General features: G+C 71.9%; 11 protein-coding genes and 1 pseudogene. 8 read left to right on the top strand and 4 right to left on the bottom strand.

The window, feature by feature from the left end:
- Nucleotides 1-224, bottom strand: a pseudogene (locus tag BKE38_RS29030) (crotonase/enoyl-CoA hydratase family protein); the annotation flags it as partial.
- A 273-nt stretch (nt 225-497) separates the two neighbouring features.
- Between BKE38_RS29030 and BKE38_RS29025 the strand changes: the two are divergent.
- Nucleotides 498-1,265, top strand: a complete 768-nt coding sequence (locus tag BKE38_RS29025; RefSeq protein WP_242662613.1) for a sigma-70 family RNA polymerase sigma factor — start codon at nt 498-500, stop codon at nt 1,263-1,265.
- 118 nt (nt 1,266-1,383) lie between these two features.
- On the opposite strand, the gene BKE38_RS29020 is transcribed toward BKE38_RS29025, so the two are convergent.
- Complete coding sequence (locus tag BKE38_RS29020; RefSeq protein WP_076960588.1) at nt 1,384-1,794, bottom strand: PRC-barrel domain-containing protein; 411 nt, start codon at nt 1,792-1,794, stop codon at nt 1,384-1,386.
- Between the two features lie 148 nt (nt 1,795-1,942).
- Between BKE38_RS29020 and BKE38_RS29015 the strand changes: the two genes are divergently transcribed.
- The 6 genes from BKE38_RS29015 (at nt 1,943) to BKE38_RS28990 (ending at nt 5,111) form a co-directional block, all read left to right on the top strand.
- Nucleotides 1,943-2,143: a hypothetical protein gene (locus tag BKE38_RS29015; RefSeq protein WP_076960587.1), complete on the top strand. Its 201-nt coding sequence runs from the start codon at nt 1,943-1,945 to the stop codon at nt 2,141-2,143.
- 199 nt (nt 2,144-2,342) lie between these two features.
- Entirely contained in the window at nt 2,343-2,657 is a 315-nt protein-coding gene (locus BKE38_RS33030) for a con-10 family general stress protein (RefSeq protein ID WP_083747948.1), read from the top strand.
- A gap of 110 nt (nt 2,658-2,767) precedes the next feature.
- Nucleotides 2,768-2,974: a hypothetical protein gene (locus BKE38_RS29005; RefSeq protein WP_076960585.1), complete on the top strand. Its 207-nt coding sequence runs from the start codon at nt 2,768-2,770 to the stop codon at nt 2,972-2,974.
- Nucleotides 2,975-3,018: 44 nt separating this feature from the next.
- A complete protein-coding gene (locus BKE38_RS33025) occupies nt 3,019-3,300 on the top strand; it encodes a hypothetical protein (protein ID WP_076960584.1) in 282 nt (93 codons plus the stop codon).
- A gap of 7 nt (nt 3,301-3,307) precedes the next feature.
- Nucleotides 3,308-4,276, top strand: a complete 969-nt coding sequence (ku, locus tag BKE38_RS28995) for a non-homologous end joining protein Ku (protein ID WP_076960583.1) — start codon at nt 3,308-3,310, stop codon at nt 4,274-4,276.
- Nucleotides 4,277-4,475: 199 nt separating this feature from the next.
- The gene (locus tag BKE38_RS28990) at nt 4,476-5,111 is read left to right on the top strand and encodes a PA2169 family four-helix-bundle protein (RefSeq protein ID WP_165694322.1); all 636 of its coding nucleotides are present in this window, start codon (nt 4,476-4,478) and stop codon (nt 5,109-5,111) included.
- An 89-nt stretch (nt 5,112-5,200) separates the two neighbouring features.
- Here the strand turns inward: BKE38_RS28990 and egtD are convergent, their stop codons facing one another.
- Nucleotides 5,201-6,154, bottom strand: a complete 954-nt coding sequence (egtD, locus tag BKE38_RS28985) for an L-histidine N(alpha)-methyltransferase (RefSeq protein WP_076960581.1) — start codon at nt 6,152-6,154, stop codon at nt 5,201-5,203.
- Nucleotides 6,155-6,159: 5 nt separating this feature from the next.
- Nucleotides 6,160-7,392 (bottom strand): ergothioneine biosynthesis protein EgtB, encoded by a 1,233-nt coding sequence (egtB, locus tag BKE38_RS28980; protein ID WP_242662612.1) that lies wholly within the window; start codon nt 7,390-7,392, stop codon nt 6,160-6,162.
- Nucleotides 7,393-7,797: 405 nt separating this feature from the next.
- Here egtB and BKE38_RS28975 point away from each other — a divergent pair, with 405 nt between their 5' ends.
- Nucleotides 7,798-11,004 carry an alpha-1,4-glucan--maltose-1-phosphate maltosyltransferase gene (locus BKE38_RS28975; RefSeq protein WP_076960580.1) on the top strand — a complete coding sequence of 1,069 codons (3,207 nt, stop codon included), beginning with the start codon at nt 7,798-7,800 and terminating at the stop codon, nt 11,002-11,004.
- The last annotated feature ends 61 nt before the right edge of the window (nt 11,005-11,065 follow it).

The following is an 11,065-nucleotide window of genomic DNA, read 5'->3' as shown; positions in this document are numbered from 1 at the left end:
GCCGCCGCGGCGGCGAAGGCGCTGGTGACGTGGTGCTGCATGGCATGCACGTCCTGCATCAGCTCCATGGTGTAGCTGGGACGGCCCTGCGGCCGCATCGTGCACCAGAGGCTTCGGCTGTCGGATTCCAGCCGGACGTCCAGGTTGTCGAAGCGCGCGTCGAGCTCGCGCGCGGTGTTGCTGGCGGGGACGTTCTGGGCGGCGACGGGACGGTCGAGGAACATGTGAGGATTCTCCTGCTGCGACGGCAAGGGGCCGTCATGCGCGGGGCGCCACCCACCGACCACCGGCAGGCCAATCAGGCGTCCGCGCGGGGCATATTAGTGTTGTGTTCACGTCTCTGAGTCCCGAGCTTTTGTGCAGTTGCAACATCTGCGCGCCTTCGAACCATGACGCACCGCCGTTGCGCCCCCGCCTGAACCCTTCAGCAACCACCTCCCTGCCATGGCGTTTACGCGGCAATGCCCCGCGACAATGCCCCTGAACCGCAGGCCATCATGCAGAGGATCGACATGACGGCGGTCGACCCGGATGCGAAAGGCCTTCCTGGCGGTGACATGGCGACCGGCTTCGCCACTGCGGCCGATACCGATGGCGGCACCACGTCCGACGAATTCGTGAACGATGCTGCGCTGCCGGATAGCGACGGCGCCACTGGTGATGCGGGCCGCGAATCGGCGGCCGGCACTCAGCCGCTGCCCTCGCGCCAGGTGCGCGCCATCGAGGCGGAGCTGCTCGGCTGCCTGCCGGATCTGCGTGCCTATGCGCGGTCGCTGACGCGCAACCGTCACGATGCCGACGACCTGGTGCAGGACGCCGTGCTGCGCATGCTCAACTCGGCGGATCGCTACCAGCAGGGCACCAATTTCAAGGCCTGGGCCTTCACCATCCTGCGCAACCGCTTCCTCAACGAATTCGTCGCCAAGCGGAAGCTGACGCAGGAGATGGACGACAGCGCGCTGGAACGCGTCGCCGTCTCGGCGCGGCAGGACGAAGGGCTCGAGCTCACCGATTTCCAGCGCATCTTCCACAGCCTGCCGGAGGATCACCGCTCGATCCTGGCGCTCGTCGCCGGCTCCGGCATGCCCTACGAGGATGTCGCGCGCATCCTCGGCTGTGCCGTCGGCACGGTGAAGAGCCGGGTGCACCGCGCCCGGGCGGCCCTCTTCGCGCTGCTCGAGGAAGAGCATGCCGGCGAGAGCAAGGAGACGCCGCGCTTCCACCGCAGCACCACGCTGGAAGAGCGCCGCCGCCTCTGCGGCTGATCCGCTGGGCGTCACAATCCTGCTGTCGCCAGCAAGGATCTCCGAAACCCGACCCCCTCCAGGCACGACGCCATGGTCGATGCGATGTCGCATCGAACACGGCCGCCTGGCGGATGGCTCAGAGACCGTCGCGGGAGCCGTAGGGCGTCGGGCCGTAATGCCCGCGCAGCCGCTCGCCCCAGCCGCTGTCGGACCAGTCCACCGTCTCGTCGCGCGGGAAGGAGGGCGCCTCAGCCAGCTGCGCCTCGGTGACGTCGACGACATAGCCGGCCATGCGCGTGTCGTAATGCAGCCGCGACCAGGGCAGCGGGTAGTGCGAGCTGCCGATGCCGAAGAAGCCGCCGAAGGAGAGCACCGCATATTCGACATGGCCCGAGGCCTTGTCGATCATCAGCGTCTCCACCGCGCCAAGCCGGTTGCCGGCGGCGTCATAGACGGCAGTGCCCTCCACGCGGTCGGAGGCGATCAGCGGCGCGCCGGTCGGCGCGGCGGCGCCGGGAGGAGTGGGGGAAGCAGAGGCCTGGGACATCGAAACCTCCTGATGGCCGGTTGACTGGTGGGAAAACGCGCGAGCCGGGCCTGAGTTCCGGAAATCGGTGCCTCAGCGTGCAACTCCGGCGCCGCTCCGGCTTTTTCCTCGCTGATCCCGAAATCCCTGGGAAGGAGGAACCCTGCCCATGGCCGATACCGATACCAAGCCGATGCGCGAATCCGCCATCGAGCCGCCGCCCGGCCACCACGAGGTGCCGATGCCGGAGCGCCCGATCGAGACCAACCGTGTCCGTCAGGGCGTCACCTTCGGCCATATGCGCTGGGTCCTGCTGGCCTCGCTGGTGCTGGTGGTGCTGGGGCTGATCCTCGCCCGCGTCGTCAGCTAGGGGTCGCCGCCATGGCCGAGCACGCATGCGTGAGCCCTGCGGTTTTTTGCCCCCGTCATCCTCCGCGGCGGAACTTGGCCGTGGCCGACCGGTTGATGGGGAGCCTGGGCCTTGCGGCGCGCTCCATTGGAACGTTCCGCGCGGTGGCGGGCCCTCTCAACCCGATGAGCCCCTCCGGGCCTGTGGAAGGATGTTTCCGATGAGCCAGACACGCAGCGGCGGCAAGCAAGGCTTCGCCTCGATGGACGCCGACAAGCAGCGCAGCATCGCGTCCAAGGGCGGCCAGAGCGTGCCGGCGGCCAAGCGCAGCTTTGCCCAGGATCCTTCGCTCGCGGCCGAGGCCGGTCGCAAGGGCGGCCAGGCGGTGCAGGCGGCCGACCGGTCCTTCTCGCGCGACCGCAGCCTCGCCGCCAAGGCCGGGCGCAAGGGCGGCCAGGCCACCCACAGCAAGGCCGGCCCGCGGGCCGAGGGCGATGCCGCCGATGGCGCGGCCAATCCCGGCGCTGAAGCCTGAAAGCCTCTAATTCCTGGCGGATGCCCGTCCCGGCCGCGCGCCGGTCGGCGCCGGCATCCGCCAGATCCCTGCCCTCTCCTGCCCGCCACGGTGCCTTGCGGAACCCGCCCATGACCATTTCCGACGTTGCGCTGACCAGCCGCTCGCCCGCCGACAGCCCATCCTACGCGCTGCGCCTGGCCCTGGCGGAACGTCTCGCCTCGCATCGCGGCGCCCGCCCGCGGCTGATGGCACCGCGGGCAGCCGCTGCCCCGGACGCTGTGCCGTGCGAGGCGATCGAGCCCGCGCCCGCACCGCTGGCCTCCGTCGCCGCCTGACCCAGGTTGCGCCGCCGGCGCGGCCGCATGAGGAGATCTCGCCCATGACAGCGCTCAGCCGCGACCATCAGCCGGCCCAGAGCAGGGCCCAGAGCGACGCGGCCCGCCAGTCGGCGCCGCTGACGCCCGAGACGCCGCAGCCGCCGCCGACCATCCCCGAGCAGCCGGCCAATCCGCCGCCGCCGCCCGCGCCCCCGCCACCGGAGGCACCGCCGCGCCAGGACCCCGAGCCGCGCCCGGTGCCGCCCACCGCAAACAAGCAGCACCCCGAGAACAGCTACGGCAAGGCCGAGCGGCAGGAGCCGCCGCCCGAAACCCAGCGCTGAGCCTGCGGTGAGCGATCGCCGTCCGGTCTGGCGCGGCACCTTGCGGCTGGCGCTGGTCTCCTGCCCTGTGGCGCTGCTGCCGGCGCGGCACGAGCGCAACAACCTGCATTTCCACCTGATCAATCCGAAGACCGGCAACCGGGTGCGCATGCAGCCGGTCGATGCCGGCACCGACCGCGCCGTCGAGCGCGGCGACCTGGTGCGCGGCTATGAGCGCGACAAGGGCGAGTACGTGCTGCTGGGCGAGGAGGATTTCGACGCGGTCCGCGTCGAGACCAGCCGCAACCTGGTGGTGCAGAAATGCGTCCCCGCCGCCGCCATCGGGCCGCTGCACTACGATTCCGGCTACTACCTGGTGCCCGACGGCAAGGATGAGGCCGAGGTCTATGCCGTCCTCCGCCAGGCCCTGGCCGAGAGCGGGCTGGTGGCGCTGTCCCGCCTGGTGCTGTTCCGCCGCGAGCGCGCCGTGGCGCTGCGCGCCGAGGGCCCCGGCATCCTGTTGCAGACGCTGTTCGAGGAAGGCGACCTGCACGCCGCCGACGACGCCTTTTCCGACATTCCCGCGACGAAGCCGGACCGGGCGCTGGTGAAGCTGGCGCGGCAGATCGTCGAGGAGAAGCAGGGCGACTACGACCCCGCCGATGCCGAGGACCGCTATGAGGCGCGGCTGCGCGCTGTCATCGCCGCCAAGGCTGAGGGCCAGGAGCCCGAGCCGGAGCCTGAGGAAGCGCGCGACGACAATGTCATCGACCTGATGACCGCGCTGCGCCGCAGCCTAAAGGGCGGCGGCAAGGCGGCGCCGGCCAGGGCGCCCGGCAAGGCCGCAGACAAGACGGGTGGCAAGACGGGCGGCAAGACCGCCGCCAGGAGCGCTTCCGGCAAGACGGCGGGCAGCAAGCCGGCGGCCGACAAGACCAAGGCCAAGCCGGCCGGCAAGGCGGCGAAACCGGCGCCGAAGGCTGCGAAGCGGGCCTGACGTCCGGCCCTGCCCTGAACCTCAGCCTGGCCTGAACCTCAGCCTGGCCTGAACCTCAGCCTGGCCTGAACCTCAGCCTGGCCTGAACCTCAGCCTGGCCGGGAACGATCGCGGGCTTGGCGCGTTGTTCCCCCCAGACGCCGCGGCCCGCGGGAGCCATCCCGCCGCCGCGGCCTGGACGGAGGCAAGGATGAACAAGATGAGCACACCTGAGACTCTGGTCGCCGCCGCCGATGGCATCGAGCCGGCGGCGCTGCGCCATCTCAGCGCCTATCTGCATGACAGCCACATCGGCTACGACCAGGGACGCCGGCTGACCTCGGACCGCTTCCTGCGCATCGAATTCGCCGAGCTCGCCGAGAAGCGCGAGCGCATGGCGCAGGAGGTCGACGCCCTGCTGCGGCAGAAGGGCGAGGCGCCGCGCAAGGGCGGCAGCACGCTGGGCGCCGCGCACCGCGTCTTCCTCGACCTGAAGGGCAGCCTGTTCGGCCAGGGCCGCGCCCGCGTGCTGCGCGAGGTGGTGCGCGGCGAGGCGGCCCTCGAGGACGCCTTCGACGAGGCGCTGGACGCCGAGCAGCTGCCGGCCGAGGCGCGCCAGCTGCTGCAGCGCCAGCATCGCCAGGTGCGGGCGACGCGCGACCGCTACGCCGCCATGCTGGACGAGGGCGAGAGCACCGACCTGGTGCCGGCCGCCAGCACCGGCAGCGGGCTGATCGCCCGCTTCAACCGCCTCACCCAGCCGGTGATCGCCAATCCGATCCTGTCCGCCGTCGCCGTCACCGCCGTATCGGTGCTGACCGCCCGGCTGCTGCGCGGCAGCATGCGCCGCTACTGAGCGCGGCGCCGGTCGCGCGGACGAGAAAGGCCGGAGGGGACGACCCCTCCGGCCTTTCCTTTGCGCCGCGTCTGCTGGGCCGGCAGCGCTCAGCGCAGCAGGTGCATCGAGAAGAGCTGCGCGTCGTCGGTCCAGCAGGCCTCGCTCTCCCAGCCGGCGGCGCGCGCCATGTCGAGGAAGGCGCCACGGGCATGCTTGTAGCTGCTCTCGGTGTGGATGGTCTCGCCGGCGGCGAAGCGGATCGGCTGGCCGGCGACCGAGACCGACTGCGCGCCGCGGCTGCAGAGATGCATCTCGATCCGGCTGTGCGCCGCGTTCCAGCGCGCCTCGTGGCGGAAGCCGGCCAGGTCGAACTCCGCCGCCGCCTCGCGGTTCAGCCGGTGCAGCAGGTTCATGTTGAAGGCGGCGGTGACGCCGGCCGCGTCGTCATAGGCCGGCACCAGGATCGCCGGATCCTTCGGCAGGTCGACGCCGACCAGGAAGCGCGCCCCCTGCCCCAGGCTCTGCCGCACCGCCGTCAGGAAGGCGATCGCCGCCGGCCGGTCCAGGTTGCCGATGGTCGAGCCGGGGAAGAAGCCGAGCAGCGGCTGCGGGACGTCGGGCAGCGCGATCGGCTCCATGAAGTTGCCGACGATCGGATGCAGCGCGATGGCCGGGAAGCGCTTGCGCATCGCAGCGACAGTGCCCTCGACCGCGACCTCGGCGATGTCGAGCGGCGCATAGGCGGCCGGGCTTTCCAGCGCCTGCAGCAGCAGCGCCGCCTTGGTCACCGAGCCGGCGCCATATTCGATCACCGAGGCGCCGGGGCCGATCAGTGCCGCGACCTCCGGCCCGACGCGGCGCAGCAGCGCCAGCTCGGTGCGGGTGACATAGTACTCCGGCAGGGTGGTGATGGCGTCGAACAGCCGGCACCCCTCGGGGTCGTAGAGCAGATGCGGCGGCAGCGTCTTGCGCGCGGCGGTCAGCCCGTCGAGCGCGGTCTGCGCGACGACGGGGTCGAAGGCGCTGGTGGCGGCGCGGGCCAGGTCGGGCTTCGGATGCATCGGTCTCAGGCCTCCGCGGCCAGGCGCAGGCCGGTGAACTGCCAGCGCTTGTCCGGATGAAAGAAGTTGCGATAGGTCAGCCGCGCATGGCCCGGCGGCGTCGCCAGCGAGCCGCCGCGCAGCACCATGGTGTTGATCATGAACTTGCCGTTGTACTCGCCGACCGCGCCCTCGGCGGTGCGGAAGCCCGGATAGGGACGATAGGCGCAGCCGGTCCATTCCCAGACGAAGCGCCCGGCATCGGCGAGCTGCTCGCGCCGCGCCGCGGTCTCCCACTCGGCCTCGGTCGGCAGGCGCTTGCCCCTCCAGCGGGCGAAGGCATCGGCCTCGTACCAGCTGACATGGCGCACCGGCGCGGCAGGATCGAGCGGCTTCAGCCCGCCCGGGGTGAAGAGCTGCCAGGGCGCGTCATCCGCCTCGCGCTGCCAGTATTCCGGCGTCTGCCAGCCGGCGGCCTGGGCGGCGCCCCAGCCTTCCGACATCCACAGCAAGGGCTGGCGGTAGCCGCCATCGGCGATGAACTCGAGCCATTCGGCATTGGTCACCAGCCCGTCGGCGATGCGGAAGGGCGCCACCAGCACGTCGTGGCAGGGCCGCTCATTGTCGAAGGCGAAGCCGGTCTCCAGCGCGCCGATCCGGGTGATGCCGCCTTCCAGCGGCTTCAGCATCCGCCCGCCCAGCGCCGGCGGCTCCTGCCAGTCCGGGGCGAGCGCCGGCTTCATCGGATGGAAGGAGAAGGCGTGCAGCAGGTCGGTGATCAGCAGCTCCTGGTGCTGCTGCTCGTGTTGCAGGCCGAGCTCGACGAGCCCAGCGACCTCGGGCGCCAGCCCGCCCGCCAGCAGCCGCGCCATGCCGGCATCGACATGGGCGCGGTAGTCGCCGACGGCGGCGGCCGAGGGCCGGGTCAGCAGCCCGCGATGCACCCGGGCATGCCGCGGCCCCGCCTGCTCGTAATAGGAGTTGAAGAGATAGGCGAAGAGCGGGTCGAAGGGCTGGTAGCCCTCGAGATGCGGCCGCAGCAGGAAGGTCTCGAAGAACCAGCTGGTATGGGCGCGGTGCCATTTGGTCGGGCTGGCATCCGGCATCGACTGCACGCACTGATCCGCCTCGGTCAGCGGCGCGGCCAGCTGCTCGGTATGGCCACGCACCGCGGCGTAGCGATCGGACAGGCCGGCGGGCTCCATCAGGGCAGCGGCCGGTGGCGGGGCCTCGGCGGGGCGCGGCACCAGCCTCAGCACGGGCGCATGCCCGGTCGACAGCCGCGGGCGCGGGGCGCCCGCGTCTGGTGGTGGCGTGGCATGGCGGCCCCTTCCCTGTGACGGCTTCCATCCCGCCAACGCGCGCCTGCGCGGAAAAGTTTGCTCCGCTCAAGCTGCACGGAAGCGTGCGGAATGGTCCGGTTGCCGCTGTCGCCACTTCCTCGCAAAAGGCTTGGAACCTTCGCGGCACGCATCGGGGGAACAGCCGGGGGAATTGGACGCAACCTTGCCGAAAACACAGCGTTGGCCCGGCAGACTCCCTCCCCCGGCGGCGGGCTGCATTCCGAGGCGGCGATCCCGCCCGAAGCGGCCCGCCATGATTCATCGGCCAGCCGCGCGGGCTGTCGCCGGGAAAAGAAATCTGGCGAAAAGGATCCGTCCCCCTTGCCCGACGTCGTTCCCCCGCACGCCATCTACCACCTGAACCCGCTGGCGGCCGGGCCGCTGGACGGATGGCCGGCGCAGCTCGAGCGGATCGCCGGGCTGGGCTTCGACGCGATCTGCCTGGCGCCTCCCTTCGCCACCGCCGCGGCCGCCTCGCCGCTGCTGCGCGACCCGTCCCGGCTGCACGAGGCGCTGGGCGGCGGCGAGGCACTGCCCGCCCTGCGCCGCATCGCCGAAGCCGCGCGCGGCGCCGGCCTGGCCACCCTGCTGGACTGGGCGCCGCTGCGGCTGGCCGCCGACGCGGCCCCGCTGCGGGCCCGCGGCGAATGGCAGCAGCCGCAGGCCGACCTGCCGCCCGACCCGCGCCGCCCGGCCGGGATGGAGGCCGCCGCGCGCCTGGCAAACCCGCTGCCGGAAGGCCTCGGCCTGTGGTGGCAGGAGCGGCTGGCCGAATGGGCGGCGGCGGGCATCGCCGGCTTCCGCTGCCTGGATCCCGGTGCCGCCCCCGCCGGCTTCCTCGCACGCCGCATTGCCGCGCTGCGTGAGCGGCAGCCGGGGCTGGTCTTCATCGCCTGGACGCCGGGCTCCGCCACTGCCGGGCTGGGGGGCGCCGGCTTCGACCTGGCTGCGCCCTCGCTGCCCTGGTGGGATTTCTCCTCGGGCTGGTGGCCAGAGGAGGTCGCGCGGCTGGCGGCCATCGCGCCGCTGGTGATGGCGCCGGAGGAACCCTTCGGCGCGAGGCTGGCGGCGCGCCACCCCGACCGCCGGACGGCGCTGCGCGCGGCGCGGCGGGCGCTGGACTTCGCCGCCGCCACCGGCCGCTCCTGGCTGGTGCCGATGGGCTTCGAGTTCGGCGCCGTGCACCGCGCCCGCGCCGGCGCCCGCCAGGCCGAGCATTTCGCCGCGCTGGCCCGGTCGCCGCGGCTGGACCTGACCGCCGCGATCCGCGCCGCCAACGAGCGCCGCGCCGCCGATCCCTTCCTGCGCAGCGCCGCCGTGCCGCGCCGCCTCTCGGCGCCCGGGGCGCCACTGGCGATGCTGCGCGAAGGCGCGAACAACCGGACGATCATCATCGCCAATGCCTCGCTGGCGCGGCCGGCGCGGCTCTCGGCCGGCCAGGCGCTGGGGCTGCTGGACCGTCCGGGGGCGCTGCCGCCCCAGAGCCTGAACCAAGGGGGGCTGGCGCTCGGCCCCGGAGAGGTGCGTTGCATGACCATCCAGGAAGCCACGGCCGTGCAGGCGCCGCTGCCCGACGAGGCCGGCGCCGTCGCTGCCGCCACCAGCGCGCCGCGCATCGCCATCGAGGCGGTGAAGCCCGCGGTGGATGACGGCCGCTTCGCCGTGAAGCGCGCGGTGGGCCAGACCGTCGAGGTCACCGCCGACATCTTCACCGACGGGCATGGCAAGCTGGCGGCGCAGCTGCTCTGGCGCCCGGCGGACGAGGCCGAGTGGCGCACCGAGCCGATGGCGCACAAGGTCAATGACATCTGGGTGGCGCATTTCCTGCCCGAGCGGGTCGGCCGCCATGTCTATGCCGTCGAGGCCTGGGTCGACCATTTCGAGGAGTTCCGCGACGAGATCGGCAAGAAGCAGGCGGCGGGCGTGCCCGTGGCGCTGGAGCGGCGCGAGGGGCTGGCGCATCTGGAGGCCGCCCTGCCCGCCCTGCCGCCGGAGCGCCGCGCCGAGCTGCAGGCGCTGATCGACCGCCTGCCCGGCCTGGATGACGCCGCGGCAGTGGAGGACTTCCTGTCGGCCCCGCTGCGCGCGCTGATGCGCGAGGCCGATCCCAAGGCGCACCGGCTGCAGACCCAGGACTATCCGCTGGAGGCCGAGCGCCGCGCCGCCGGCTTCTCCGCCTGGTACGAGGTCTTCCCGCGCTCGCAGAGCGGCGACGCGAACCGACACGGCACCTTCGACGACGTCATCCGCACCCTGCCGCGGGTGCGCGACATGGGCTTCGACGTGCTCTACTTCCCGCCGATCCACCCGATCGGCAAGAAGAACCGCAAGGGCCGCAACAACACGCTGACCCCCTCCGAGACGGATCCCGGCAGCCCCTATGCCATCGGCAGCGCCGAGGGCGGGCATGAGGCGCTGCATCCGGAGCTCGGCTCCTTCGAGGATTTCCGCCGGCTGATCGCGGCCGCCGCCGATCACGGGCTGGAGCTGGCGCTGGACTTCGCCATCCAGTGCTCGCCCGACCATCCCTGGCTGCGCGAGCATCCCGAATGGTTCAACTGGCGCCCCGACGGCAGCATCCGCTACGCCGAGAACCCGCCGAAGAAATACGAGGACATCGTCAACGTCGAGTTCTACGCGCCCGGCGCCATCCCCTCGCTCTGGCTGGCGCTGCGCGATTCGGTGCTGTTCTGGGTGCGCCACGGCATCCGCCTGTTCCGCGTCGACAACCCGCACACCAAGCCGCTGCCCTTCTGGGAATGGATGATCGGCGAGGTGCGCGCCCGCGCCCCCGACGCGGTCTTCCTGTCCGAGGCCTTCACCCGGCCGAAGGTGATGTACCGGCTGGCCAAGGTCGGCTTCTCGCAGAGCTACACCTACTTCACCTGGCGCAATGCTGCCTGGGAGATGCGGGAGTATCTGGAGGAGCTGAACAAGGCGCCGGTCAGCGACTTCTTCCGCCCGCATTTCTTCGTCAACACGCCGGACATCAACCCGGGCTTCCTGCAGACCAGCGGCCGGCCCGGCCACCTGATCCGCGCCGGCCTCGCCGCCACGCTCTCCGGCCTCTGGGGCGTCTACAACGGCTTCGAGCTCTGCGAGGCGACGCCGCTGGCGCCGGGCAAGGAGGAATACCTGGACAGCGAGAAGTACCAGATCCGCGTCTGGGACTATGACCGCCCGGGCAATATCGTGCCCGAGATCACCCTGCTGAACCGCATCCGCCAGGAGAATCCGGCGCTGCACACGCATCTGGGCACGCGCTTCCTGCGCTCCAACCACGAGGGCATCCTGACCTACGTGAAATCGACGCCAGGGGGCGAGAACATGGTGCTGGTCGCCGTCAGCATGGATCCCAACCAGCCGTTGGAGACGCATTTCGAGCTGCCGCCGGGCGGTCCCTTCCGGGCCGAGGACCTGGTGGCCGGCGGCGAGCAGGTCTGGGACGGCTCGCACCGCCATCTCCGCCTCGACCCGCATGCCCTGCCCTTCGCCATCTGGCGCCTGAGCGCCGCCGACAAGGCCTGACCCGACCATGCCGCGCAAGATGAAGGCCGCCGAGGCCGCCGCCGCCCTGACCGCCCCCCAC

It is taken from the genome of Teichococcus deserti (assembly GCF_001982615.1).
Classification (GTDB): Bacteria; Pseudomonadota; Alphaproteobacteria; order Acetobacterales; family Acetobacteraceae; genus Pseudoroseomonas; species Pseudoroseomonas deserti.
The sequence above is the reverse complement of the archived record's forward strand: the minus strand, read 5'-3'. Positions and strand labels throughout refer to the sequence as shown.